A 25,871-nucleotide genomic window follows, 5' to 3' on the forward strand; every position below is an offset into this window, starting at 1 on the left:
ATTGTTTTGTCTCGGCTGGGGGTTAAACCAGCCAGCGACGACGACCGTACCCACGCAATCTGACGAAAGCTAACCCCACCCCCTGGTTACGGGGTCAAAAGCCCAGCGTGTAGTGGCGCCGAGAGGTTGCCCGGATCGCCGCCCGAACGGCCGAAAAGACGGTCCTGACACGCGCATTTATCCGGAAATGCCTGCATATCAAGGGTTTTGGAGTGCAGGGGCGACGGCGGGGGTTCCGCCGGGGGTGTCCGGGCCATTGGCCGGAGACCCCTCGCGTCGCGACGTTCAGAAAATTTTGCCTGGTCATAGCGTGTCGGGCGTGTCGCGGGCGGGTTTACGACCGCGTCGGCGGACTGCTCCGTTGACAGCCGTGTGGCAGCCGCACCGCAGTCCGCCGACAGTTTGACTACCTAACTTCAGCCTCGTCGGGGGTGATCACCCCATTTGAGCCCGAGAGGACACGCAAAATGAATGCAAAACGTCTCGCTGGAGCCTCAGTGATAGCCGCCGGCCTCGCGATTTCCGCTTTGACCGCTGGTCTGGGCACCGCGGCCGCGGATCCACCGCCCTGCAACCCTCAGTGGTGCGGGCAAGGCGACCATCCAGGCGGGCCAGGAGACCGCCCAGGAGGCCGGCCAGGCGGCTGGGACAGGGGTCCTGGTGGTCCTGGGGGGCCTGGCGACCGCGGTCCGTCACCGTGGGACCACAACCCCGGCTGGGGACCGCCGCCCCCGGATCAGGGCTGGCGCGGCATCGACCAGGGCCGATTCGACCATCAGCCGTTCAATTACAACGGCAGCTGGGTGACCCCGATCTTCAACCCAGATTTCAACAACTGGGGGTTCTGGTTCTTCGGGATCTGGATCCCGCTGTAGGCCCGCCCCTGGTGCCGCGGACAGCTGTCAACTACAGTCTGTAGTAGATCGGTCCGCGGCACCCCGGAGGGTCCATGCGTCGGGTATTTCAAGTCAGCCTCGCGCTCTTCGGTGTCATCGTCATCGGGATCTCGGTCGCGCATATGGCCCTCGGGCCATCGGCGATCGTCGGCGCCATTGCGGTCAACCCGACGATGGACGGCGAGGACAGGTTCTTCGCTGGCGTGTTCCTGTGCTTCGGCGTTGCGCTGTTGTGGTGTGCGCGCGACGTGGAGCACAAACGCACGTACGTCAACTTCGTCGCCGCGGCGTTCTTCGTAGGCGGCATCGGCCGATTTCTAGCACTGGTCCTCGTCGGCGTACCGCACGTGTTCTACGTGGCGATGCTCGTGGTGGAGCTGGCCTTGCCGCCGCTGATGGTTGTTGCCGCCAAGCGGGTCGAGGAGCCCGCTCCGATCCGCGCTTGACCCCCCTGCTACCGGTACATTCGGTCGATGCCACCCACGGCTCGGTCGGTCTGCGCCGTATTCGTGTTGTTGGTCGGGGGCCTAATGTCGAGCATCGCCTCACCGGCGTGGGCCTGTGGCTGCGGTGCGTACATCCCCGACCGGTCCGGTGCGTCCGTCACCGATGAACTCGCCCTGATCACCTGGGACGGCACGACCGAGGACATCCTGATGTCGTTGAACGTCACCGGTAGTTCGGACAAGGCCGCGTGGGTGATGCCGGTCCCGTCGGCCGCCGACGTCTCCCTCGGCGAGGCAGAGGTGTTCGACGAGATCCGCAGGCTGACCGCACCGCGCGTGGAGTATCGCGACTCGTGGTGGCCGACATTCGACTGGCTGTCACCGGCCGCAGAGCCGATGGATGCGGCGGCTCCTGCCGGTGCGAGCGTGAACGTCATCGACCGTCAGCGGATCGGGCCGTTCGACGTCACCCGGCTGGCTGCCAACGACCCGGCGGTGCTGGCGACTTGGCTGGCAGACAACGGGTTTCCTCATCCCGACGGGCTGGACGACAACCTCGCGCCGTACGTTGCCGAGGGCTGGGAGATCGTCGCGATCCAGCTCGCCCCGGCCGGCGAAGGCGAGTCGCTGACCGGCAACCTGCAGCCGCTGCGGCTGTCGTTTCAGTCCGATTCGGTCGTCTACCCGATGCGGCTGTCCCGCTCGGCGACGATGCCGCAGACCATCGACCTGTCCATCCTCGCCGATCACCGGATGGACCCGGCGGACGTGCCGTTACCCGGCGGGCGGCCGGTTCTGGAGTTCGCCGGGACCGTCGACCCTGGCGACGTATCCCCCGCGCTCGCGGGCTATGTCGGCGACGGCGCCTTCTTGACCCGCTGGCACGACTTCATCGGCGATCCGGCATCAATCAACGGCGACTACACATTCGAGCAGGCGCCGTCGGACACCACCTACCAGCACGTCATCTATCGCACGCGTGACCGCGGCGACATCACCGGCCTGATCTTGCTCGCGACGCTTGGGTTGGGAGTCGTCGTCATCGCCGTTGTGCTGGCGCGGCGGCGAACCGTCGCCTAGCGCTCACGCCAGATATGCCACCTCGTCGCGAAAGCGTTCTGCGGCGGCACGCAATTCGGTGACATCGGGTCCTGCGCGCAGGATTTCGCGTGATACTGCCGGCAACAGCTGCCCGGGCTGCGCTCCCCCGAGGCCGCCGAGCGCTTCGGGTCGACCACCCTGGGCGCCGACACCGGGAACCAGGACCGGACCGCCGAGTGCGCTCAGGTCGGGAGGGTCCGACAGCGTGGCGCCGACGACAACGCCGACCGAGCCCGGTCGATCTCGGTTGTGATCGGCCGCGGAGTCGACGATCGATTGCGCGACCGTGTGCCCGCCTGCGTCGGCCTGCTGGACGCTGGCGCCCTCCGGATTCGAGGTGGCGGCCAGGACGAACACTCCGCGGTCATGTTCGGCGGCCTTGTCGAGCAGCGGCTGTAGCGAGCCGAACCCCAGATACGGCGATGCGGTGACGGCGTCGGCGGCCAGAGGCGAGTCACCTAACCACGCGTCGGCGTAGGCGGCCATCGTCGAACCGATGTCGCCGCGCTTGGCGTCAGCCAGCACCAGCACACCCGCGGCCCGCAGCGCGCTGATCGTGCGTTCCAGCACCGCGTAGCCCGCGGCGCCGTACGCCTCGAAGAACGCCACCTGCGGCTTGACCACCGCGAAATCGGCGAAGGCGCTCACGCAGACATCGCAGAACTTGCTCACGCCGTCGGCGTCAACGGTCAGGCCCCACGCTCGCAGCAGTTCAGGATGCGGGTCGATTCCGGGGCACAGCGGCCCACGAAGGGATACCGCGTCGGCCAGTCGCCGGCCGAACCCGCTCACCTAGCGCTCCAGCGCACTGTGCAGCTCTTGCAGCGACATCACACCGATGTCGCCGCGGATACCGGCCTCGATGCCCTGCACGGCGGCCGACGCCCCCTGCACCGTCGTCACGCAGGGAATGTTCATAGCCACGGCGGCCGAACGGATCTCGTAGCCGTCGATACGCGGACCGGAATTGCCGTACGGGGTGTTGATGACCATGTCGACCTCACCGGCTCTGATGAGGTCCACGGCCGACGAGGCCGGCCTGCCCTCCCCCGGATGCTCGAAGTGCTTGCGCACCTCGTCGCACGGAATGCCGTTGCGCCGCAACATCTCCGCAGTACCCGCTGTAGCTAGCACGCGGAACCCCAAGTCCGCCAGCCGCTTCACCGGAAACACCAGTGAACGCTTGTCCCGGTTGGCCACCGAGACGAACACCGTGCCCTCAGCGGGCAGCGAACCGTATGCAGCGGTCTGGCTCTTGGCGAACGCGCTGCCGAAGTCGTGATCGATGCCCATCACCTCGCCGGTGGACTTCATCTCCGGACCAAGCAGCGAGTCGATCTGCGCGCCATCGGCCTTGCGGAACCGGTTGAACGGCAGCACAGCCTCCTTGACCGCGACGGGCGCATTGCGGGCTGTGGTTGCCCCGTCACCGGTGGGCACCAAGATGCCTTCGTCGCGCAGCTGGGAAATAGTGGCGCCCAACATGATTCGCGCACAGGCCTTCGCCAGCGGCACTGCGGTGGCCTTGGACACGAACGGCACAGTGCGGCTGGCTCGCGGATTGGCCTCCAGCACGTAGAGCACGTCATCCTTGAGTGCGTACTGCACATTCAGCAGCCCGACGACGCCGATTCCGTGTGCGATCGCCTCGGTGGCGCGCCGCACCGACTCGATGTCGCTGCGGCCCAACGTCACCGGCGGCAACGCGCATGCCGAGTCGCCGGAATGGATGCCGGCCTCCTCGATGTGCTCCATGATGCCGCCGATGTAGACCTCGGTGCCGTCGCAGAGCGCGTCGACGTCGATCTCGATGGCGTCCTCGAGGAACCGATCGACCAGCACCGGATGTTCTGGCGACAGCTGGGTGGCGCGGGTTATGTAGCCCTCCAGCGTCGCGTCGTCGTAGACGATCTCCATCCCCCGCCCGCCCAGCACGTAGGACGGACGCACCAGGACGGGGTAGCCGATGTCGGCGGCGATCCGTCGGGCCTGCTCGAAGCTGGTGGCCATGCCGAACCTCGGTGCGGGCAGTCCTGCGGCCCGCAGCACTTCGCCGAACGCGCCGCGGTCCTCGGCCAGGTCGATAGCCTTCGGGCTGGTGCCGACGATGGGCACGCCGGCTTGTTCGAGCCGTTCCGCCAGGCCCAGCGGGGTCTGCCCGCCCAATTGCACGATGGCGCCGACGACGCCGGGACCGCCTGTGCCGGACTGCTGTTCGGCGTAATAGATTTCCAGGACGTCCTCGAACGTGAGCGGTTCGAAGTAGAGCCGGTCGGCGGTGTCGTAGTCGGTCGACACGGTCTCGGGGTTGCAATTGATCATCACGGTCTCGAACCCGGCCGCACTCAGCGTGGTCGCCGCGTGCACGCAGCTGTAGTCGAACTCGATGCCCTGCCCGATGCGGTTCGGTCCCGAACCGAGAATCAGCACCTTCGGCTTGTCGGTCTGCGCGGCGACCTCGGTCTCGGCCGCGGGGTCGAGTTCGTAGCTGCTGTAGTGGTACGGCGTCTTGGCCTCGAACTCGGCCGCGCAGGTGTCGACAGTCTTGAACACCGGATGGATGCCCAACCGTTGCCGCAGGGCGCGCACGCCGACCTCGCCGGCCAATTCCGGTCGCAGCGCGGCAATCTGACGGTCAGACAGGCCGTGGTGCTTACTGCGGCGCAACAGCTGTTCGTCAAGGACGGGCGCATCGGACAACTCCGAGCGCAGTGCGACGAGTCCGGCGATCTGTTCGACGAACCACGGGTCGACGCCGGAGGCCTGCGACACCTGTTCGACAGTGGCGCCGAGGCGTAGCGCCAGTTCCATGTCGTAGAGCCGGCCGTCGGTGGGCGTCTTGAGGCCTTCCAGCAGGTCGTCGACGGATACTGTGCCTTCTGGGGGATCGGGCTCAGTCCAGAATCCGGCACGGCCGGTTTCGAGCGAGCGCATCACCTTGCCGAGCGCCTCGATGAAGTTGCGGCCCAAAGACATTGCTTCGCCGACGGATTTCATCGTCGTCGTGAGGGTGTCGTCTGCCCCTGGGAACTTCTCGAAGGCGAACCGCGGCGCTTTGACGACGACATAGTCCAGCGTCGGTTCGAAGCAGGCTGGGGTTTCCTTGGTGATGTCGTTGATGATCTCGTCGAGGGTGTAACCGATCGCCAGCTTGGCGGCGATCTTGGCGATCGGAAAGCCGGTGGCCTTGGACGCCAGGGCGCTTGACCGGGACACCCGCGGGTTCATCTCGATGACGACGAGGCGCCCGTCGGTGGGGTTGACCGCGAATTGGATGTTGCAGCCGCCAGTATCGACGCCGACCTCGCGCAGGATCGCGATGCCGAGGTCGCGCATCTTCTGGTATTCGCGGTCGGTCAACGTCATCGCGGGCGCGACGGTGACGGAGTCGCCGGTGTGCACGCCCATCGGGTCGACGTTCTCGATCGAGCACACCACCACCACGTTGTCGTGGCCGTCGCGCATCAACTCGAGCTCGAATTCCTTCCAGCCGAAGATGGATTCCTCGATGAGCACGTTGGCGCTCGGCGATGCGGCCAGCCCGTCACCGGCCATCCGGTCGACGTCCTCGGCCGAATACGCCATGCCGGAGCCGAGCCCGCCCATGGTGAAGGAGGGGCGAACGACGACAGGCAGGCCGAGTTCCTCGACGGTCTCGCGGACCTCGTCCATGGTGAAACACACTCGGGAGCGGGCTGATTCACCGCCCACTTTGGCGACGATGTCCTTGAACCGCTGCCGGTCTTCACCGCGCTGGATGGCCTCGAAGTCGGCGCCTATCAGTTCAACGCCGTAGCGCTCCAATGCGCCGTTCTCGTACAGCGCGACCGCGGTGTTGAGCGCGGTCTGCCCACCGAGGGTGGCCAGTAGCGCGTCGATCTTGTTGCCGCGCTCCGCCTGTTGGGCGATGACCCGTTCGACGAACGCCGCAGTGATCGGCTCGACGTAGGTGTGGTCGGCGAACTCCGGGTCGGTCATGATCGTCGCAGGGTTGGAGTTCACCAGGCTCACCTGCAGCCCCTCGGCCCTCAGCACGCGGCACGCTTGCGTCCCGGAGTAGTCGAATTCGCAGGCCTGGCCGATGACGATCGGCCCGGAGCCGATCACCAGCACGTGGTTGAGGTCAGTCCGCCTCGGCATCTACTTTTCCCCTGCCATCAGGTCGACGAACTGGTCGAACAGGTAGTTGGCGTCGTGTGGACCGGCGGCCGCCTCCGGGTGGTACTGCACCGAAAAGGCGCGCCCGCTAACGAGTTTGATGCCCTCGACGACGCCGTCGTTCGCGCAGGTGTGGCTGACCTCGGCGGCACCGAACGGGGTATCAAACCGCTCCCCCGCCTCACCTTCGAGAGCGAAGCCGTGATTCTGCGCGGTCACCGCGACGCGACCGGTGGCGTGATCGATGACGGGCACGTTGATGCCGCGATGCCCGAACACCATCTTGTATGTCGAGCGGCCCAGCGCCCTGCCAAGGATCTGGTTGCCAAAACAGATGCCGAACAACGGAATTCCGGCTCCGAGCACCTCGCGGGTAACGCCGACGATGTGATCAGCCGTCGCCGGGTCACCTGGGCCGTTGGAAAGGAACACCCCGTCCGGCTTCAGGTCGCTGATCTGTTCGAAGGACACTGTCGACGGCACGACATGGCTGCGGATGCCGCGGCGGGCGAAGTTGCGCGGGGTGTTGGTCTTGATGCCCAGATCGATCGCGGCGACGGTGAAGCGTTGCGGGCCATCGGGTTCCACGACATAGGTCGCTTCGGTGCTGACCTGCCCGGCCAGGTTGGCGCCGAGCATCGACGGCTGGCTGCGCACCCGGTTCAGCAGCTCCTCAGCGTCGGCGAGCGCGTCAGAGGAGAACACCCCGGCCTTCATCGAGCCGCGGCTGCGCAGATGGCGCACGACCGCGCGGGTGTCGATGTCCGCGATCCCGACGACGCCCTGGCGGACCAGTTCGTCTTCCAGCGTGCCCGTCGCCCTCCAGTTGGATGCGCGCGGCGATGGATCCCGCACCGCATAGCCCGCCACCCAGATCTTGTCGCCACGGCTTTCGGCATCCTCATGGTTCCAGCCGGTGTTGCCGATCTGCGGCGCGGTGGCTATGACGATCTGCCCGTGGTAGCTCGGATCGGTAAGCGTCTCTTGATAACCCGACATGCCGGTGGAGAACACCGCCTCGCCGAGTGTCTGCCCGACGGCGCCGAACGTCGACCCCGTGAAGATGCGTCCGTCCTCGAGGACAAGCACCGCCTTACTCACGCCGCCTCCTTGACCCAGCGGTCGTACTCCGCGGGGTTGTCCGCGCGAAAGCCGGTGTCGATCTCGGTGCCCGACGGCAGCCGCCACCGGATCGCCAAAACGCCTCCTCCTGCGACCACCTTGCCGGCCACTCCCCGCTCCGTGCGAATCGCCGTGATCGCATCGTCGGGTATCCAAATCGGCCCGGTACCGGTGCGCTGCAACATGATTCCTTCGGGGTAACGGGTCAGCACGGCTTTGGCGCGGTAGCCGAGGTCACCGACGGCGACGCGGTCGTTCCAGTTCGGCACCAGCGTGCTGCCGACGTACAAGCCCTTGGTCGCGGGGATGATCGCCGCTCCCACACTGTCCGGCAGCGGCGGCAGCGTGCCGATCAGTTCCGCCTGCCGCTGCGCACGGCGCAACCAGCCCCGCATCATCTGCCGGATCAGAAACCCGATCAGCAGCGCGAACACCGCGGCCATGATCAACGACGTGACAAATGTTCCGGTGTTCACGCCACGCTCTTTCCGTCACGCGCGGTGACCTTGCCGCGCAACAACGTCAGCGTGACGGCCGCAGGCAGCTCCATGGACTCGAAGGGGGTGTTGTCCGAGCGGCTGGCCAAGTCAGATCCGGCGACGGTCCAGGTGGCGTCGGGGTCGACGACGGTCAGGTTGGCCGGCTCGCCGACCTCGAGAGGCCGTCCCTGGTCGGGTAATCCGACGATGCGGGCCGGGTTCTCGCTCATCACCCGGGCGACGTCGCGCCACGTCAGCAGGCCCGGCCGCACCATGGTCTCGACCACCACCGACAAAGCGGTTTGCAGGCCGAGCATGCCAGGCCGGGCTGCCGAGAATTCACAGCACTTCTCGTGCTCGGCGTGCGGAGCGTGGTCGGTGGCCACGCAGTCGATGATTCCGTCGGCCAACGCCTGGCGCAGCGCCTCGGCGTCGCTGGCCTCGCGCAGCGGCGGGTTTACCCGGTTGCGGCCGTCGTAGCTACCAAGCCGTGTGTCATCGAGCATGAGGTGGTGCGGCGTCACCTCGGCCGTGATCGAAATGCCTTGCGACTTGGCCCATCTGATGATCTCGACGGTGCCAGCTGTGGACGCGTGGCAGATATGCACTTTGGCTCCGGCGTCGCGGGCCAGTAGCGCATCGCGGGCGACAATGGATTCCTCGGCGGCGCGCGGCCAGCCGGCAAGACCGAGCAGGGCGGCGTTGGGTCCCTCGTGGGCGACGGCACCAACGGTCAGCCGGGGCTCCTCGGCGTGCTGGGCGATGAGCACACCCAGGCCGGTCGCGTACTCCAGCGCCCGCCGCATGAGCAGCGGGTCGTGCACGCAGATGCCGTCGTCGGAGAACATCCGCACCTGCCCGACACCGGCGTTCATCATGCCCATCTCGGTGAGCTGAGTTCCTGCCAGGCCCACGGTGACGGCCCCGACAGGGTGCACGTCGACAAGGCCGACCTCCTGACCGCGATGCCACACGTGGTCGGTGACGACGGGGCTGTCCGCCACCGGGTTGGTGTTGGCCATCGCGAACACCGCAGTGAATCCACCCAAAGCGGCTGCAGCCGAGCCGGTTTCGATGTCCTCGGCGTATTCGCGGCCGGGCTCCCGCAGATGGGTGTGCAGGTCCACGAAGCCGGGCAGCAGGATCTGGTCGGTGGCGTCGACGACGAGTTCGGCCTCTTCGAGGCCACCTGACTCGGCCAGCCCGGGACCGATGTCGGCGATCTGGCCGTCGGCGACCATGACGTCGACGCGGTCGCCTTCGCCGTACAGTCGGACGCCTCGAATCAAGGTGCTCATGCGCTGATCGCCTCCTCGGCTCCGACAAGCAGGTGAAACAGCACGGCCATCCGAACGTGCACTCCGTTGGAAACCTGTTGCAGCACAGCCGATTGCGTGGAATCTGCCACCGAGAAGGCGATCTCCATGCCACGCACCATCGGGCCGGGGTGCAGCACGACGGCGTTGCCCGACAACATGGCCTGACGCTTTTCTGAGAGGCCGTACAGCACCGAGTATTCGCGTGCCGACGGGAAGAAGCCGCCGTTCATCCGCTCTGCCTGCACCCGCAGCATCAACACCGCATCGGCGATCGGCAGCTCGGCGTCAAGGTCGTGCGAGACGGTGACCGGCCACCCTGCGACCCCGACCGGCAGCAGGGTGGGTGGTGCGACGAGAACCACCTCGGCGCCGAGCGTGTGGAGCAACAGCACGTTGGACCGCGCGACCCGGCTGTGCAGGACGTCACCGACGATGACCACGCGCTTGCCCTCGATGCTGCCCAGGCGCTGCCGGATGGTCAGCGCGTCGAGCAGCGCCTGCGTGGGGTGTTCGTGGGTGCCGTCGCCGGCGTTGATGACGGTCGGGCCACCGGTTTCGGTGGCCGTCCACTCGGCGAGTTGCTTGGCGGCCCCCGACGCAGGGTGCCGGATGATCAGCGCGTCCGCGCCGGCTGCGCGCAGGGTCAGCGCGGTGTCGCGAAGCGATTCCCCCTTGGACACAGAGGATCCGGATGCACTGACGTTGATGACGTCGGCGCTCATCCACTTGCCCGCCACTTCGAACGACACCCGCGTGCGGGTCGAGTTCTCGTAGAACATCGTGATGATCGTGCGGCCGCGCAGCGTCGGCAGCTTCTTGACCTCGCGACCCAGCAGAGCCTGGCTGAACTTGTCAGCGTCGTCGAGGATGGCCACCGCCTCGTCACGGGATAGGTCGGCGGCCGAGAGTAGATGCTTCATCGTGCGGGCCCTCCCTCGGGCGCGAGAGAGACGCCGTCGGCTCCATCGATTTCGGCGAGACGGACTTTGACGTTCTCGCTGCGCGATGTGGGCACGTTCTTACCCACGTAGTCGGCGCGCAGCGGCAGCTCGCGGTGACCGCGGTCGACGAGGACAGCCAGCTGCACCGCGCTTGGCCTGCCGATGTCGCGCAGCGCGTCCAGGGCGGAGCGTACGGAACGGCCGGTGTAGAGGACGTCGTCGACAAGGATGACGAGCGCGTGGTCGATGCCGCCCTCGGGGATCGAGGTGTCCTCCAGTGGCCTTGGCGGCTTGCTGTCGAGGTCGTCGCGGTAGAGCGTGATGTCCAGCGCACCGTGCGGAACCGTGACGCCGGAGAATTCCTTGATCTTCTCGGCGAGACGCGTAGCCAGGGTGACGCCCCTGGTGGGGATGCCGAGGAGGATGACGCGGGGTGCGTCGGAACCGTCTAAAGCGGTCTTTTCGATGATCTGATGCGCAATGCGCGAGATGGTCCTGCCGACGTCCGCTGAGGACATCAATTCCCGGTCGGTGCCAGTCGAGCCCATGAAGTGACTCTGACCTCCTTCTCCGCCTCTCTGGACGGATCGTTAAAGGACGTCGAAACTGCGGCGAGCTTATCATCCGGTTCGGCGCCCACGTACCCTGGCGCCGGTGAAACTCGACGGCAACCAGTCCTCCGTGCGCGAGGCGATCGACGCAGGTCTGCTCGCCGGTGCGGTCACGCTGGTCTGGCGGTCCGGCGAGGTGCTGCAGGTCAACGAGTTGGGCCACCGCGATGTCGACGCGCGGCTGCCGATGCAGCGCGACACCATTTTCCGCATCGCGTCGATGACCAAGCCGGTGACCGTCGCCGCCGCGATGGCATTACTGGAAGACGGGAAACTGTCGTTGACCGATCCGGTCGCGAAGTGGCTGCCCGAGTTGTCCGATATGCGCGTGATGCTCGATCCGCTCGGACCGCTGGACAAGACGACACCGGCCCGCCGGCCCATCACGATCGAAGATCTGATGACGCACCGCAGTGGACTGGCCTATGTGTTCTCGGTGCCACCGCCGCTTGGCGTGGCCTACGGCAAGATGTCGCTTCGCCAGGATCAGGACCGCTGGTTGACCGAGCTGGCCAAGTTGCCGCTCGCGCATCAGCCGGGTGATCGGCTGACCTACAGCCACTCCACCGACGTGCTGGGGATTGCGTTGTCGCGTATCGAGGGCAAGCCGTTAGCGCAGGTGTTGGCCGAGCGGATCTTCGAGCCGCTGGGCATGTCGGACACCGGTTTCTCCGTCAGCCCGGCCGGCCGCCGACGCGCCGCGACGATGTACAAGCTCGACAAGGAAAACGTGCTGCGCCATGACGTGATGAGCCCGCCGCCGATCACCGATCCGCCCTTCTGCGCCGGTGGTGCCGGTCTGTGGTCGACCGTCGATGACTACCTGAAGTTCGCGCGGATGTTGCTCGCCGGTGGAACGGTCGACGGCGTTCGGGTGCTCTCCGAGGAGTCGGTGCGCTTGATGAGGACAGACCGGCTCACCGATGAGCAGAAGCGGTATCCGTTTCTGGGAGCACCGTTTTGGGTGGGACGCGGATTCGGCCTGAACCTGTCGGTGGTGACCGACCCGGCGAAGTCGAGGCAGCTGTTCGGACCGGGCGGGCAGGGCACGTTCACCTGGCCGGGCGCGTACGGGACCTGGTGGCAGGCCGACCCGACCGCGGATCTGATCCTCATCTACCTGATTCAGAATCACCCGGACTTGTCGGTTGACGCGGCAGCCATCGCGGGTAACACGTCGTTGGCGAAATTGCAGAGCGCGCAACCGAAGTTCGTCCGCCGAACATATGAGGCACTGGAGATCTAGCGAATGACAGCGCCGACGGCCCTCATCAGCGGGGCCGGCATCGCCGGGCCGACTCTCGCCTTCTGGCTCACCAAGAACGGCTACCGCGTCACGATTGTCGAACTCGCCGAAGGCATTCGGCCGGGCGGGCAGACGGTCGACCTGCGCGGCGCCGGCGCCGACGTGGTCGAGCGGATGGGGCTGATGGAGCAGATGAAGCGCCGCTCCCTGTTCCAGCGCGGCATCCGCTATGTGCGGTCCGACGGCAGTCGCCGCGCCGAGATGCCCGTCGACGCATTCAACGGCAACGGGCCGGTGTCCAAGCTGGAGATCCTGCGCGGCGACCTGGTCGACGTGCTGTACCAGGCCACGAAAGACACTGCGGACTATCGGTTCAACACCCGCATCGAGAGCCTGGCCCAAGACGACGCAGGCGTCGATGCGACGCTGTCCGACGGCTCGCGGATGCGTGCGGATCTGGTCGTCGGCGCCGACGGCCCGCATTCGGCGGTGCGACGGCTGGTGTTCGGGCCTGAGGAGCAGTTCGTCAAGCCGCTGGGCGGGTACAACGCGTGGTTCTCGGCTCCGGACACCGTCGGGCTGGACGGCTGGTATCTGATGTATCAGGCACCAGGGCTCAACGCATCCCTGCGCCCGTCGCATGACCCGGCAATTGGTAAGGCGGGATTGGCTTTTCGCTCAGAGCCGCTCGATTATGATCGGCGCGATCTGGACGCACAGCGGGCGATGCTGGTGGACCGTTTCGCTGGCGCCGGCTGGGTGTGCGATGCGCTGCTGGCGGCCGCGCAGGAGGCCGACGATTTCTACTTCGACTCGTTCGCGCAGGTGCACATGCCGTCGTGGTCGTCGGGCAGGGTAACCCTCGCCGGCGATGCCGGATACTGTGCATCGCCGCTCAGCGGCATGGGCACCAGCCTGGCGTTGGTCGGCGCCTACATACTGGCCGGCGAGCTGGGGCCTGCGGACGGCCTCGACTCCGGGCGCATAGCCGCTTCGCTGGCTCGATACCAGAGCACGATGCGGCCGTACGTCGACAAGTGCCAGGACCTGCCCAACACCATGGATCGCTACGCTCCGAACTCGCCGTCCGACATCGCGATCAATGGCTTGGTGTGGAAGTGGATGCAGCGCTGGCCTTTTCGCGTGGTAGCCCAACGGCTGTGGTTCAGCACAGCCGACGCCATCGACCTGCCCGATTACACTGCCTCTCCTGCCTAGACGTCCGGGATGGTGACCGCGATGGCACGGCCGTCCAATGTGCGGGTTTGTCCGCCTGCCACGGCGTGTCGCGTATGAAACCGCACAGCGGTGACGGTGAGCTGGCGACAGGCCGCGAAATCACGACTTACTGGATGCAGCGCGAGAGGACCCTGCCGAACTGCAAGAGGCGCTGCATCTGGGCCAGCCCGCCGTTGTCGACAGATTTCAGGTAGCGGAACGATTCGCAGTAGATGTCGGTTTCGGTGGCCGACTTCTGCCTGGACCTCGTGACGAGCTGGGTGTACATCCGCAGCCGCACTTCGGAAAGTCGGCGCGTGCCGTCGTCGAGCACCTCGTACTCGGTGGTGAGTACGTGGTCGGTGATCGTCGACAGCAAGATGGTGCGCACCGAGGCGTTGAGCACACGCCGTTCCCGCTCACCGGCGGTGGACATCTCGTCGTCGGCGCGCCACATCATCAACCGGTGCCCGTCGGTGAGCACCACCTCCTGCCACAGCGCCTCACCCCAGGATTCCTCGGTGAAGCCGCGCGACATGATGAACGACTTGATCGCGGCGAGGTCGACGACCGAACGCAGTTGGTCGAGCGCCAGATCCGGATCGCGGAGGTACACCTTGGCGGCCTCCTCCAAGCTCGAGTACGGTGCCCAGTCCTGCGGTGTGCCCATTACGCCTCGTTCGTCGTCCCCCGAACGGCGGCGGCGGCCGCCCGGATCTGTGGAGTCACCAACATCACCTGGCCAAGCACGCCGTTGACGAAACCCGGTGAGTCGTCGGTGGATAGCTGCTTGGCCAGTTCGACTGCCTCGTCGACGGCGACCGGCTCGGGTACGTCGTCGGCGTGCAGCAGTTCCCACACCGCCACCCTCAGTATTGCCCGATCAACTGCTGGCAGCCTCTCGAGAGTCCAGCCCTGCAGGTGAGCCGAGATGAGATCGTCGATGTGCGCGGCGTGCTCGGTGACCCCGCGCGCAACCGTCACGGTGTACAGGTTGAGAGGCGACACATCGGATTGGCTCTCCGCCAATGTATTTCGGCCTTCGGCGACATCGGCTGCGGTGATGCCCCGCGCCTCGGCTTCGAACAGCAGGTCGACCGCGCGCTTGCGGGCCTGATGGCGGCCTCGGTCGCCTCGGCGGTCAGGCATTCACCCGGCCCAGATAACTGCCGTCGCGCGAGTCCACCTTGAGTTTGTCGCCGGTGTTGATGAACAGCGGCACCTGGATCTCGGCGCCGGTCTCGACGGTCGCGGGCTTGGTGCCCGCGCTGGATCGATCGCCCTGCAGGCCGGGCTCGGTGTGGGTGACGACCAGTTCCACGGTCACCGGGAGTTCGAGGTACAGCGGCGCACTGTCGTGGAACGCGATCTGCACAGGCAAGCTCTCCAGCAGGAACTTGGCGGCGTCACCGACCAGCGAATCCGACAGGTGATGCTGCTCGTAGTCCTGGGAGTCCATGAAGACGAAGTCGGACCCGTCGCGGTACAGGTAGGTGGCGTCGCGCCGGTCGACGGTCGCGGTCTCGACCTTCACCCCGGCGTTGTAGGTCTTGTCGACGACCTTGCCGGACAGCACGTTCTTCAGCTTGGTCCGCACGAAGGCCGGGCCCTTGCCGGGCTTGACGTGCTGGAACTCGATGATCTGCCACAGCTGGCCGTCGATCTGCAGGACGAGCCCATTCTTGAAGTCGGCGGTCGATGCCACGGTCGGTTGTACTCCTTTAGAGGATGGCCAGTTCCTTGGGGAACCGGGTGAGCAAGTCGGGTGCGCCCTCGCCCACGACGAGCGTGTCCTCGATGCGGACACCGCCGCGATCGGGCAGATAGACGCCGGGCTCCACGGTCACCGCAGAGCCAGCAAGCAGTGTACCGGCGGACGAGGCGCTGATTCCCGGCGCTTCGTGGATCTGCAGCCCGACGCCGTGTCCCAGGCCGTGGCCGAAGTTGTCGGCGTAGCCGGCGTCGGCGATCACCTGACGCGATGCGGCGTCGACCTCCTTGAGCGAAACGCCGGGGGCAAGCGCTTCGCGCCCGGCCCGCTGCGCGTCGGCCACCAGCCCGTAAATGTCGAGCTGCCACTGCGCGGCCGAGGAGAGCACGAACGTGCGCGTCATGTCCGAGTGGTATCCGCACACCAGGGCGCCGAAGTCGATCTTGACGAAGTCGCCTGCCGCCAGCACGGCGTCGGTGGGCCGGTGGTGTGGGATGGCCGAGTTGGCCCCTGCCGCGACGATGGTTTCGAAGGACACACCGTCGGCGCCGTAGTCGAGCATCAACGACTCGAGTTCGCGGCCGACCTCCTTCTCGGTCCGGCCGGGCCGCAGGCCGCCGCGCTCCACCAGCTCTTTGAGCGCCGCGTCGGCCGCCTCGCAGGCCAGCCGCAGCAGGGCGATCTCCCCAGCGTCCTTGACCTCGCGCAGCGCCTCGACGGTGCCCGCCGCCCGCACAAGCTCGACGTTTTCCCCCGCCGCCTTGATGAGAGCCGCGAATCCGTCGACCGTAACCACATGGCTTTCGAAACCCAGCCGCCGCACACCGTCGGCGCCCGCGCGTGCGGCCAGGTGCGGCCCGCACGCGCGCTCGATGACGATCTCGGCGTCCGGCGCCTGCGCCTGCGCCTGGGTGCGGTAGCGCCCGTCGGTGGCCAGCACCGGCGTTTCGTCGTCTGCGCGAATCAGCAGCGCGGCGTTCGAACCGGTGAATCCCGACAGATAACGCACGTTGACCAGGTCCGATACCAGCATGGCGGTCAGTTCAGCGTCGGCAAGCCGCTGACGCAGCCGGTCCCGGCGCGCAGATATTGTCACAGCCGGTGACGCTACTCGCTAAGGTGTGGCCCCATGAGCAAGTGGTTACTGCGCGGACTGGTGTTGGCGGCCCTGATGGTGATCGTTCGGTTACTGCAGGGGGCGATGATCAACGCGTGGGAGACCAAGGCGGGATTGATCAGCATCGCGCTTGTGGTCCTGTTCGCGATCGTGGTGTTCGCCTGGGGGCTGATTGACGGTCGCGGCGACGCGCGGGCCAACCCCGACCCCGACCGCCGCGGCGATCTCGCGATGACGTGGCTGCTGGCCGGCCTGTTCGCAGGTGTGGTCAGCGGCGCGGTGGCCTGGTTCATCTCGCTGTTCTACAAGAGCCTGTACGCCGAGGCGCTGCTCAACGAGATCACCACGTTCGCGGCGTTCACCGCGCTGCTGGTGTTCTTGTCGGCAATCGCGGCCGTCGCGCTGGGCCGCTGGCTCGTCGACCGCAAGGCCGATCAGACGCCGCACCTGCACCACGCGGGCGCAGAGGACGACAGGGCCGACACCGACGTGTTCGCCGCCGTGCGTCATCCCGGTGCCGACGACGGCACACAGACCGCGCCGGTGGCGACCGAGGTGCGTCGCGAGGACAAGCCCTAGCCGAGGCTGGCCAAGTACCGCAACGCCAGTATGTACCCCTGCACGCCGAGGCCGACGATCACGCCTGTCGCCACCGCGCTGATGTAGGAGTGGTGCCGAAACTCTTCGCGGGCATGCACATTCGAGATGTGTACCTCGATCAGCGGCGCGCTCAGTTCAGCGCAGGCGTCGCGTAGCGCCACTGACGTATGGGTGAGCGCACCCGCGTTGAGCACCACCGGTTCGCCGGCGTCAGCGGCGCCATGTATCCAGCCCAACAGCTCGGCTTCGCTATCTGTTTGCCGCACAACGGCTTTCAATCCCAATTCGGCGGCTTCGCGTTCGACCAATGCGACGAGATCGTCGTGCGTGGTGCTGCCGTAGACGTCAGGCTCGCGGCGGCCGAGTCGACCGAGGTTCGGGCCATTGAACACGTTCACCGTCGTCATGGCCGAGCCACCTCCCCATAGGCCGCCGCAAGCAATGACGGATCCGGGCCTTCCAGGCGGCCCGGCTTGCCCAGCCCGTCGAGCACGATGAAGCGCAGCACACCGGCGCGGGTCTTCTTGTCCCCCACCATGTTCTCGAGCAGCTGCGGCAGTGCGTCGGCGTCGTAGCTGACCGGCAATCCCAGCGAGGCCAGGATCGAGCGATGACGGTCGGCGGTTTCGTCGTCGAGACGCCCTGCAAGTCGGCCCAATTCGGCAGCGAACACCAGGCCCACCGACACGGCGGCGCCGTGCCGCCACTTGTAGCGCTCCCGCCGCTCGATGGCGTGCGCGAGGGTATGGCCGTAGTTGAGGATCTCGCGAAGCTGCGATTCCTTCTCGTCGGCGGCGACGACCTCGGCCTTGACCGCGACGGCGCGGCGGATCAGCTCAGGCAGCACGGTGCCCGTCGGATCGATCGCCGCCTCGGGATCGGCCTCGATCAGGTCGAGGATCGCAGGGTCGGCGATGAAGCCGGCCTTAACGATCTCGGCCATACCCGCAACAATCTCGTTGCGCGGCAACGTCTCCAGTGTGGCCAGGTCGACGAGGACCGCGGCGGGCTGGTGGAACGCGCCAACTAGGTTTTTACCCGCGTCGGTGTTGATGCCGGTCTTGCCGCCCACCGCGGCGTCGACCATCGCGAGCAGCGTGGTGGGCACGTGCACGATGTCCACCCCGCGCAGCCACGTGGCGGCGGCGAACCCTGCGACGTCGGTGGCCGCTCCCCCGCCGAGGCTGACGATCGCGTCTTTGCGGCCAATACCGATGCGGCCCAGCACTTCCCAGATGAATCCGAGAACGGGCAGGTCCTTGCCGGCCTCGGCGTCGGGGATCTCGATGCGGTGGGAGTCGATTCCCTTGTCCGACAGGCGGCTCCGAATGGCTTCTGCGGTTTGGGCCAGAGTCGGCTGGTGCAGGACGGCGACCCTGTGCCTACCGTCCAGGACACGCTCCAGCTCGCCTAGTAGTCCGGTTCCAATGATGACCGGGTACGGCCGGTCGACGAGGACCTCAACGGTCACAGGCTCAGTCACGGTTGACTTTCGCGTTGCGGGCGGCGACGGCGGCCGGTGATGGCGGCGCGTCGGTGGTCGGCTTAGGGGTCAGCGATGAGGGTCCGCGACGCCAAGGCGGCCGACGCCGACGGCGCCGAGGGTCGGGCGCATTCGGGTTGTCAAGGCGCGTCGCGATGTAACGCACGACAGCGCCGGGATTGCGGCGGTTGGTGTTGATCCGCATGGTGGCGACCCGGCGGTACAACGGAACGCGCGCAGCCATCAATTCGCGGTACTTCTGCGAAGGGTCACCGCCGGCAAGCAGCGGGCGTACGGCCCCGCCGGTGGTGCGCCGGATACCTTCGGCCGCACTGATTTCCAGGAAGATCACGGTGTGGCCGGCGAGCGCTTCACGGACGCCGGGCGAGGTGATCGCGCCGCCCCCGAGCGACACGATGCCATCGTGTTCGGCCAGCGCGGCGCGCACCACATCCTCTTCGATGCGGCGAAACTCCTGCTCGCCGTCGTTGGCGAAGATGTCGGCGACGGCGCGGCCGGTGGTTTCGACGATCTTGGCGTCGGTGTCCAGCAGCGGCACATCCAGGGCCTTGGCCAATCGTCGCCCAATCGTGGACTTACCCGAGCCGGGCATGCCCACGAGTACCGCCTTGGGGGCCATCAGCCCGACGCCTCTACCGGCTGCGGGGATGGCTCGCGTTCTGCCACCGCGCGCAGGTAGTTGTCGATGTTGGCCCGCGTCTCGGCCAGCGAGTCGCCGCCGAACTTCTCCAGCGCGGCGCGCGCGAGCACCAGCGCGACCATGGTCTCGACAACCACGCCCGCGGCGGGCACCGCGCACACGTCGGAACGCTGATGGATCGCGACGGCCTCGTCACCGGTGGCCATGTCGACGGTGGCCAGCGCCTTCGGCACCGTGGAGATCGGTTTCATCGCGGCGCGCACCCGCAGCGGCTGGCCGTTCGTCATGCCGCCTTCCAGCCCGCCGGCCCTGTTCGTCGAGCGCATCACGCCGTCGGGGCCGGGATACATTTCGTCGTGGGCGACGCTGCCGCGGCGGCGTGCGGTTTCGAAGCCGTCGCCGACCTCGACGCCCTTGATCGCCTGGATGCCCATCACCGCGCCGGCCAGCTGGCTGTCGAGCCTGTTGTCTCCACTGGTGAACGAGCCGAGTCCGACGGGCAGACCGTGCGCGACGACCTCCACGATGCCGCCGAGTGTGTCGCCGTCCTTCTTCGCGGCCTCGATCTCGGCGATCATGGCGTCTTCGGCGGCCTTGTCGTACGCCCGCACCGGGCTGGCGTCGATGGCGGCCAGATCGGCGGCCTGCGGCGGCGGGCCGTCATACGGCGCGGACGCGCCGATGGAGATCACGTGCGAGAGCACCTCGACGCCGAGGGCTTCGCGCAGGAACGCCCTGGCCACCGTCCCTGCCGCGACGCGGGCGGCGGTTTCGCGCGCGCTGGCGCGTTCGAGCACCGGGCGGGCGTCGTCGAAGCCGTACTTGAGCATGCCGGCGTAGTCGGCGTGGCCGGGGCGCGGCCGGGTCAGGGGCGCGTTGCGGGCGCTGTCCGCGAGTTCGGCGGGATCGACCGGATCGGGCGCCATCACGGTTTCCCACTTGGGCCATTCGGTGTTGCCGATCTCGATGGCGATCGGGCCGCCGAGGGTGACGCCGTGCCGCACACCGGCAAGCACGGTGACCTGGTCCTGCTCGAACTTCATCCGGGCGCCGCGGCCGTAGCCGAGGCGGCGGCGGGCTAGCTGATCGGCGATGTCGCCGGAGGTGACGTGAACGCCGGCGACCATGCCTTCAACCATGGCCACCAGCGCGCGGCCGTGGGATTCACCAGCTGTAGTCCATCGCAACACGCGTCCCATCTTCCCACGACGCGCTTACCAGGCCGAAATCGCTGTTAGGAGGTGGCCAGGCCGTCCAGGACGCGGGCGATTTCCGCGACCGCCTGGCGGTGAGCGGCCTTCTGGTCGTCGGCGCGGGCCACGATCATCGCCATTTCGCACAGCGCGCCGTAGAGGAAGTGCGCCAGCGGGCCGGGCGGGCGGCGCGCGATGCGGCCCGCCTCGGCCGCCCGCGAGATGCCGAGCTCCATCATCTGCAGCAGCGGCGCTTCGAGTGCACGGATTTGTTCCCAGCCGATCGCTGCGGACGCATCGAGCAGCATGATCCGCTGCAGTCCGGGTTCGAGGCACTCATCGAGGAAGGCGCGGCAGCCCGCCGCAAAGGCGTCCCAGGGATCCTTTTTGCGACGGTAGGCCTGGGCGAGCGGCACGGCCATCTTCTCCACCTCGCGGGTGAAAACGGCCTCGAACAACTGCCGCTTGCCCGCGAAGTGGTGATACACCGCCCCCTTCGTCACGTCGGCGCGGGCGGCAACGGCGTCGAGTGAGGTGGCGTCGTAGCCGTCCTTAGCGAACAGCTCACCCGCGGCGGCGACGAGTGCCGTGGTAGTCGCCTCGGTCCTCTCGGCCTGGGTTCGTCTCGCCGCCTTCGTCGCCACGGCCTGACGATAGCCGGTGGTCATGTACTGACCGGCTCCAACACGATCAGCGGCATCTCCCGGTCGGTGAACCTCGTGTAATCCTCGGCCTGCGGGTACATGTCGACGAACGCACGCCACAGGCGCTCCCGCTCCGGACCGGTCAGCTCCCGAGGCCGGACGCGAATGTGCTTGCGCCCGATGACGACTTCCGCGGCACCGGCCTGGCACAAGTTGAGCCACCAGGCCGGTGCCCGGTCCGCGCCCGCATTGGCGGCAAGGACGACGAGGGCGTCGCCGTCGCGCAGGTACAGCACGGGGGTCGAGCGTTCTCGCGCGCTGCGGCGGCCCACGGTCTTCAGCACCATCACCGGCGCGCCAGCGAACCAGCGCGACACGAAGCGGCCGCCGCTGAATTCGTACAGCATGGCGTGCAGCCGCGACATTGCCCGCTGGGTGCGAGGCCACCGACGGACCACCCAATTCGACTGGAGCGCAACCCGTTTCTGATCCAACCTGGGCCTCACAGCACCTTGTAGATGCGGTAATCGATGTGGTCCGGCGACAGGATGTTGTAGCCGAGCGCGACGATCTCGCTGAGCCACGCGTAGCGCTCGTCAGCGGTCTCGAACTTCGGGGTGGTCCGCACGTAGGTCTCGTCGAAAGGCAGCACCTCGCCGGCACCGAGGCGGGCCAGGCCGTCGGTGGGGATCTTGATCATGCCGCGGGATTCGTAGTGGATCAGCGCGCCGTCATGGGTGCGGATCGTGGCGCGGATGTCCGCCCGGCCTACGCCGTCGCTTCCGAGCAGCAGCCAGTCGCCGCCGCCGGGCAGGATCTCGCCCCGCAGCTTGGGGCCGTCGATGACGCCGCGTTTGACGATGAACGTCATCCTGGCGCCCACGGGCGTGGGAATCGGTTGCGCCGCTTCGAGATCCACGTGCATGTCGAAGAGGTGCTCGACGGGCAGCGCGTCGAGGAGCGGCAACTGATCGGCGTAGTTGGTGATCATCGTCGTCATCACGCACTCACCGCCCCGATCGCGGCCTGCAGCTGGACCGCGTCGACGAATGTGTCCTTGCGCGCGACCAGACCTTCAGGTGAGACGTCAACGACGTCGAGGCAGTCGAAGCGGATATCGCCGGAGATCAACGCCCAGTCGAGGATCCAATGGTCCTGCCCGTACAGGACTCGATAGATCTCGAACGACAACCCGGGAAATTGCTCGAACAGCTCGGCGAAGGTGGCGCGCACCGCATCCCGGCCGACGACGGGCTCGGCACCAAGGTGCGTCCAGAACTGGGTGTCAGGGGTGTGTAACGCGACGATCGCGTCTGGGTCGCGGTCGGCCCAAGCGGCGAAGTATCGCTCTGAAATGGCCTGAATGTCTTGAGCTGTTGTTTGCATACTTTGAGTATGTACTAACGTACCCACGGTATGCAAGAGTGAGGCCGGCACGGAAGGACGGGCAATGCTGAAGGCGATTTACACCGCGGAAGCGACTGTGACCGGCGGGCGGATCGACGGCCGCGGACGCACCACTGACGGACTGCTCGACCTGACGCTGCGAATGCCTGCCGAGCTGGGCGGACGGGGCGAAGGAGCGAATCCCGAGCAATTACTGGCGATCGGTTGGGCAGCGTGTTTCGAGGCGACGCTGGCCACCGCCGCACATCGCAACAAGATCTCGGCGAAATTCGTTGCCGACGCGACGATCGACGCTCGGGTGATGCTGATGCTGCCTGCGGCGGAAGCCGGCCCAGCCGACTTCCAGCTCGGTGTCGAGTTCGACGTGACTTTGCCCTCGATCACCGATCCGGCGTTGGCCGCACAGCTCGTCCGTACCGCGCATGAATTCTGTCCCTACTCGAAGGCCACCCGCGGAAATATCGCTGTCCGCCTGACCGTGAACGGAACGCCGGTCGATCAGTAACGGGTTGTAGTGCGGATCGTGGAGAAGCTATCGGCGACGGTCGCGGACAGTTCTAGGAACGCCTGGCGCGCTTGACGGCTGAGCAGCTCGAGGTCGACCTCAGATCCCTCGGCGAGGTGATCGTCGAACGGGATGACGTGCAGGGCGCGCACGCGCTGCAGAAAATGGCGGGCCAACTGGTTCATGTCGAGTCCGAGGTCACCTGGGCGTGAAGCACTGACCACCACCGTTGCTCGCGGCACCAAGTGCGAATACCCTTGGCGGTCAAGCCAATCCAGAGTTGCCAGAGCGCTGCGAGCCGAGTCGACAGCCGGTGACGCCACGATGAGGATCACGTCGGCTTCGTCGAGCACCCCGGCCATCGCGGAGTGAACCAGCCCGGTGCCACAATCGGTGATGATGATGTTGTAGAAGCGCTGCAATACGCGCAGCACGCCGCGATAGTCCGCCTCCGAGAATGCTTCCGACGTTGCCGGATCACGTTCGGAAGCCAGGATCTCCAGTCGGCTGGAGCTTTGAGAGGTGTGTCGACGCATGTCGGAGTAGCGAGTGATGTGCTGGTCGAGCAACACGTCGCGCACGGTGGAGTGGACCTCGTCGGGTCCACGCTGGGCCAGGGTTCCGAAATCGGGGTTGGCGTCAACCGCGATGACCCGGTCACCGCGCACTGCCGCGAGCGTGGCACCCAGCCCTACGGTGATGGTGGTCTTGCCGACGCCGCCTTTCTGGGATAAGACCGCCACGCTGAAGGCTCCGCGGACAGGCTGGTTCACGCGGTCAAGTAGCGTCCTGTAGCCGGCTTCTTTAGCCGATTCACCTGGGTTGTAACCCGTTACACGGTGGACAGCTTTGCGCCAGCCCGTATGTGGCAGCGGCGGGTTACGGACCAGTCCCAGCTCTCCGCTTGTCGGCAACTGTGCGTGCGGCCTGGTCACCGCGCCAGGGGCGGCATTGGTGAATGGAGTCGACTCCGGCACGTGCAGTGGCCCCGTGTCGTCAATTTTCTCAGTCATGCTTGCTTCCCTCGTCAGTTCGGGGTGACCATGCCGAGCACCTGTTTGAGCGCCGCCTGCATATCGGAAAGTTCGATGCGCATCAATTGGGCCTCATCGAGCTCTTGCAGGTTTGCGCCGTGGCTCTCGCTGAGCCTGTATTCGCGCTCTTCTTCGGCGGCTTCAATGACGTTGCGCACAAACCGCCCGTTGCCGGCAAGGTCGATGTTCGGCCGTACGTTGCCTGCGGAGTCGAGCGCCTCACCTTGACACAGGACGGTGCACGTCGACACGAGTTCCTCGTAGGCCGCGTCCGACAGGTCGGAGTCCCGAGATTTCGCGATCAGGCGGCCGATGTCGCCCAACTCCAGCGGGTTGTACGAAGCGAACCGGACCCGTTTGGAGAACCGGGATGCCAGACCTTCATTGGATGCCAGGAACCGGTCGATCTCGGCGTCGTATCCGGCGATGATCACGACCAGGCGGTCACGGTCGTTCTCCATCCTGGCCAGCAGCGTGTCGACCGCTTCCCGCCCGAACGCGTCGCCGCCCGACAGTCCGGTTTGAATCAAGGTGTACGCCTCGTCGATGAAGAGCACTCCGTCCATCGCAGAGTCGATCAGTGCGGTGGTCTTGATCGCGGTACTACCCAGGTGCTGTCCGACGAAGTCATGGCGCTTGGCTTCGACGACGTTGGGAGTCCGCAGCAATCCCAGCCCGCAGTAGGTCTGGGCCACGACACGGGCGATGGTGGTCTTGCCGGTACCTGGCGGCCCCGTGAACGCCAAATGCAGGCTGCGAGACGCCGAGTTGAGACCCTTGTCGCCGCGTACCTTTGCCAGCATCGCCGCCGACTTCAGTTTGGCGACTTGCAGTTTGACCTCCGACAAGCCGATCTGCCGGTCCAACTCCTGCTGCGCCGCACGCAGGTACTCGTTGCCGCGTTCGGAGAGGTCGTCGCCGAGGAGATCCTCGGCGCTGGGCGCGCTGGACGGATCCCACCGGTTGGTGCGCGAGTCGATCATCTCCTTCGATGTGATGATCAGACGGTACTTGGGGTCTTTCAGCGCTGCGGCGTTCGCCTCGAAACCGGGCTCCTCGCTGTAGATCCGCTCGAAGATGACCCGCGCGTCTTGCTCATTGCCCATCTCGCGCAGCGTCAAGCCTTTGCAGAACTCGGCGGCCCTGCGTGCCGCCGGGATTGGCCCTTCGATCGCCTGATCCAGCCGGCGGATCCCTTCCCCGAACAATCCCATCTGCGCGCACGCCGAACCCACCATGAGGTGTGCACCGGCGCCGATGTACTCGTCGGTGAAGGACGCCGAATTACTCAGCGCGGTCAGCACATCGGGCCAGCGCTGCGTGGTGAAGTGCAGCACCCCGCGGATGTAGGCGCAAATCTGGGCGGATGCTTCGTCACCGTCGGGCATCGCGGCGCGCAGCTTGCCCAACTCGTCGAGGACCTGCTCGGCTTCGTCGAAGTCCTTCGCGCCGATCATGCTTGCCGCATAGGCAAGCCACATCTCCGTCTTGGTGCTCAACGGGTAATCCAAGTACAGGCCAGTCTGGAAGCGTCCACTCAGTACGCGGGGCGGAAGGCCCAGCCGGCGTTGCTCGCGGAACACCGAGATCTTGCTGGTCCGGTACAAGTGATAGATGACCTCCGGGCTGGTGTCGCCAGCGGCAGCGCGGCCCAACCAGGCGTCGCACATGTCGGGGTCGTATTCGGTGGCCCGCTTGAAGGCCAACGCCGCGTACTGCGTATCGCGCTCCGTCTCCAGCCCGTCGATGGGAATGCCGAGCGACAGGACGCCCGCGTCGAACACTCGTTGCGCTTCACTGGTGCCACTCATCGGTGGTGACCCGTCTCCTCACTGCGCAGTGGAATACCGTCAAGAATTGCGGTCTTCACGAGTGATTCGCACACTCTTCCGTCCCGCCAGACACTGAACGGACGCCCGCGATTGTACTAAGTTGACGCTTGCAACAGGCTGCCGTTGCTCAAGCTCGGTGGCCGCCGC

The 25,871-nt window shown here is 66.6% G+C and carries 26 protein-coding genes and 2 pseudogenes; 7 read left to right on the forward strand and 21 right to left on the reverse strand.

Annotated features, from left to right (window positions below; all coding sequences use genetic code 11):
- Positions 1-467 precede the first annotated feature (467 nt).
- The 3 genes from VFH65_RS11025 (at position 468) to VFH65_RS11035 (ending at position 2,422) form a co-directional block, all read left to right on the forward strand.
- Positions 468-875 carry a hypothetical protein gene (locus VFH65_RS11025; protein ID WP_353321411.1) on the forward strand — a complete coding sequence of 136 codons (408 nt, stop codon included), beginning with the start codon at positions 468-470 and terminating at the stop codon, positions 873-875.
- A gap of 74 nt (positions 876-949) precedes the next feature.
- On the forward strand, positions 950-1,342 hold the full coding sequence (locus VFH65_RS11030; RefSeq protein WP_353321413.1) for a DUF4345 domain-containing protein: 393 nt from the start codon (positions 950-952) through the stop codon (positions 1,340-1,342).
- A gap of 27 nt (positions 1,343-1,369) precedes the next feature.
- A complete protein-coding gene (locus tag VFH65_RS11035; RefSeq protein ID WP_353321415.1) occupies positions 1,370-2,422 on the forward strand; it encodes a DUF2330 domain-containing protein in 1,053 nt (350 codons plus the stop codon).
- Between the two features lie 3 nt (positions 2,423-2,425).
- On the opposite strand, the gene pyrF is transcribed toward VFH65_RS11035, so the two are convergent.
- From pyrF to pyrR, 7 genes are read right to left on the reverse strand one after another with little or no spacing between them, the layout of a single operon-like run.
- On the reverse strand, positions 2,426-3,235 hold the full coding sequence (pyrF, locus tag VFH65_RS11040; protein WP_353321417.1) for an orotidine-5'-phosphate decarboxylase: 810 nt from the start codon (positions 3,233-3,235) through the stop codon (positions 2,426-2,428).
- Positions 3,236-6,583: a carbamoyl-phosphate synthase large subunit gene (gene carB, locus VFH65_RS11045; RefSeq protein ID WP_353321419.1), complete on the reverse strand. Its 3,348-nt coding sequence runs from the start codon at positions 6,581-6,583 to the stop codon at positions 3,236-3,238.
- Positions 6,584-7,702: a glutamine-hydrolyzing carbamoyl-phosphate synthase small subunit gene (carA, locus tag VFH65_RS11050; RefSeq protein WP_353321420.1), complete on the reverse strand. Its 1,119-nt coding sequence runs from the start codon at positions 7,700-7,702 to the stop codon at positions 6,584-6,586.
- On the reverse strand, positions 7,699-8,199 hold the full coding sequence (locus VFH65_RS11055; protein WP_353321421.1) for a transporter: 501 nt from the start codon (positions 8,197-8,199) through the stop codon (positions 7,699-7,701). Before VFH65_RS11055 ends, carA begins: the two co-directional genes overlap by 4 nt.
- The gene (locus tag VFH65_RS11060; protein WP_353321422.1) at positions 8,196-9,500 is read right to left on the reverse strand and encodes a dihydroorotase; all 1,305 of its coding nucleotides are present in this window, start codon (positions 9,498-9,500) and stop codon (positions 8,196-8,198) included. Before VFH65_RS11060 ends, VFH65_RS11055 begins: the two co-directional genes overlap by 4 nt.
- On the reverse strand, positions 9,497-10,441 hold the full coding sequence (locus VFH65_RS11065) for an aspartate carbamoyltransferase catalytic subunit (RefSeq protein WP_353321424.1): 945 nt from the start codon (positions 10,439-10,441) through the stop codon (positions 9,497-9,499). The genes VFH65_RS11060 and VFH65_RS11065 overlap by 4 nt, the downstream gene beginning before the upstream one ends.
- Positions 10,438-11,010: a bifunctional pyr operon transcriptional regulator/uracil phosphoribosyltransferase PyrR gene (gene pyrR, locus VFH65_RS11070; RefSeq protein ID WP_353321426.1), complete on the reverse strand. Its 573-nt coding sequence runs from the start codon at positions 11,008-11,010 to the stop codon at positions 10,438-10,440. Before pyrR ends, VFH65_RS11065 begins: the two co-directional genes overlap by 4 nt.
- 106 nt (positions 11,011-11,116) lie before the next feature.
- On the opposite strand from pyrR, the gene VFH65_RS11075 reads away from it, so the two are divergent.
- Positions 11,117-12,319 carry a serine hydrolase domain-containing protein gene (locus VFH65_RS11075; RefSeq protein WP_353321428.1) on the forward strand — a complete coding sequence of 401 codons (1,203 nt, stop codon included), beginning with the start codon at positions 11,117-11,119 and terminating at the stop codon, positions 12,317-12,319.
- Positions 12,320-12,322: 3 nt separating this feature from the next.
- Entirely contained in the window at positions 12,323-13,537 is a 1,215-nt protein-coding gene (locus tag VFH65_RS11080; RefSeq protein ID WP_353321430.1) for an FAD-dependent monooxygenase, read from the forward strand.
- Between the two features lie 127 nt (positions 13,538-13,664).
- On the opposite strand, the gene VFH65_RS11085 is transcribed toward VFH65_RS11080, so the two are convergent.
- The 4 genes from VFH65_RS11085 to VFH65_RS11100 are packed head-to-tail and all read right to left on the reverse strand — an operon-like array spanning position 13,665 to position 16,344.
- Positions 13,665-14,207, reverse strand: coding sequence for a hypothetical protein (locus VFH65_RS11085; protein WP_353321431.1), 543 nt, complete (start codon positions 14,205-14,207; stop codon positions 13,665-13,667).
- A complete protein-coding gene (gene nusB, locus VFH65_RS11090; protein ID WP_353321433.1) occupies positions 14,207-14,686 on the reverse strand; it encodes a transcription antitermination factor NusB in 480 nt (159 codons plus the stop codon). The genes VFH65_RS11085 and nusB overlap by 1 nt, the downstream gene beginning before the upstream one ends.
- Positions 14,679-15,242, reverse strand: coding sequence for an elongation factor P (gene efp, locus VFH65_RS11095; RefSeq protein WP_353321434.1), 564 nt, complete (start codon positions 15,240-15,242; stop codon positions 14,679-14,681). Before efp ends, nusB begins: the two co-directional genes overlap by 8 nt.
- Positions 15,243-15,258: 16 nt before the next feature.
- Positions 15,259-16,344 (reverse strand): M24 family metallopeptidase, encoded by a 1,086-nt coding sequence (locus VFH65_RS11100; RefSeq protein WP_353321435.1) that lies wholly within the window; start codon positions 16,342-16,344, stop codon positions 15,259-15,261.
- Positions 16,345-16,377: 33 nt separating this feature from the next.
- On the opposite strand from VFH65_RS11100, the gene VFH65_RS11105 reads away from it, so the two are divergent.
- The gene (locus VFH65_RS11105) at positions 16,378-16,944 is read left to right on the forward strand and encodes a B-4DMT family transporter (protein ID WP_353321437.1); all 567 of its coding nucleotides are present in this window, start codon (positions 16,378-16,380) and stop codon (positions 16,942-16,944) included.
- On the opposite strand, the gene aroQ is transcribed toward VFH65_RS11105, so the two are convergent.
- The 8 genes and pseudogenes from aroQ to VFH65_RS11145 form a co-directional block, all read right to left on the reverse strand.
- Positions 16,941-17,372, reverse strand: coding sequence for a type II 3-dehydroquinate dehydratase (gene aroQ / locus VFH65_RS11110; RefSeq protein ID WP_353321438.1), 432 nt, complete (start codon positions 17,370-17,372; stop codon positions 16,941-16,943). The genes VFH65_RS11105 and aroQ overlap by 4 nt on opposite strands.
- Positions 17,369-18,448: a 3-dehydroquinate synthase gene (aroB, locus tag VFH65_RS11115; RefSeq protein WP_353321439.1), complete on the reverse strand. Its 1,080-nt coding sequence runs from the start codon at positions 18,446-18,448 to the stop codon at positions 17,369-17,371. The genes aroQ and aroB overlap by 4 nt, the downstream gene beginning before the upstream one ends.
- Positions 18,449-18,578: 130 nt before the next feature.
- Positions 18,579-19,088: pseudogene (locus tag VFH65_RS11120) on the reverse strand (shikimate kinase); the annotation flags it as partial.
- Complete coding sequence (gene aroC, locus VFH65_RS11125; RefSeq protein WP_353321440.1) at positions 19,088-20,299, reverse strand: chorismate synthase; 1,212 nt, start codon at positions 20,297-20,299, stop codon at positions 19,088-19,090. The pseudogene VFH65_RS11120 and the gene aroC, both read right to left, overlap by 1 nt.
- 44 nt (positions 20,300-20,343) lie before the next feature.
- Positions 20,344-20,970 (reverse strand): TetR/AcrR family transcriptional regulator, encoded by a 627-nt coding sequence (locus tag VFH65_RS11130; RefSeq protein ID WP_353321441.1) that lies wholly within the window; start codon positions 20,968-20,970, stop codon positions 20,344-20,346.
- Positions 20,967-21,371, reverse strand: a complete 405-nt coding sequence (locus VFH65_RS11135) for a nitroreductase/quinone reductase family protein (RefSeq protein ID WP_353321442.1) — start codon at positions 21,369-21,371, stop codon at positions 20,967-20,969. Before VFH65_RS11135 ends, VFH65_RS11130 begins: the two co-directional genes overlap by 4 nt.
- 77 nt (positions 21,372-21,448) lie before the next feature.
- Positions 21,449-21,946: a DUF3237 domain-containing protein gene (locus VFH65_RS11140; protein ID WP_353321444.1), complete on the reverse strand. Its 498-nt coding sequence runs from the start codon at positions 21,944-21,946 to the stop codon at positions 21,449-21,451.
- A complete protein-coding gene (locus tag VFH65_RS11145; protein WP_353321446.1) occupies positions 21,946-22,332 on the reverse strand; it encodes a nuclear transport factor 2 family protein in 387 nt (128 codons plus the stop codon). The genes VFH65_RS11140 and VFH65_RS11145 overlap by 1 nt, the downstream gene beginning before the upstream one ends.
- Before the next feature lie 64 nt (positions 22,333-22,396).
- On the opposite strand from VFH65_RS11145, the gene VFH65_RS11150 reads away from it, so the two are divergent.
- Positions 22,397-22,858: an Ohr family peroxiredoxin gene (locus VFH65_RS11150; RefSeq protein ID WP_414688397.1), complete on the forward strand. Its 462-nt coding sequence runs from the start codon at positions 22,397-22,399 to the stop codon at positions 22,856-22,858.
- On the opposite strand, the pseudogene VFH65_RS11155 reads toward VFH65_RS11150, so the two are convergent.
- A pseudogene (locus VFH65_RS11155) lies at positions 22,852-23,838 on the reverse strand (MinD/ParA family ATP-binding protein); the annotation flags it as partial. The gene VFH65_RS11150 and the pseudogene VFH65_RS11155 sit on opposite strands and share 7 nt — an antisense overlap.
- Positions 23,839-23,885: 47 nt before the next feature.
- On the reverse strand, positions 23,886-25,703 hold the full coding sequence (gene eccA / locus VFH65_RS11160) for a type VII secretion AAA-ATPase EccA (RefSeq protein ID WP_353321448.1): 1,818 nt from the start codon (positions 25,701-25,703) through the stop codon (positions 23,886-23,888).
- Between the last annotated feature and the right edge of the window lie 168 nt (positions 25,704-25,871).

The organism is Mycobacterium sp., from assembly GCF_035697385.1.
Classification (GTDB): Bacteria; Actinomycetota; Actinomycetes; order Mycobacteriales; family Mycobacteriaceae; genus Mycobacterium.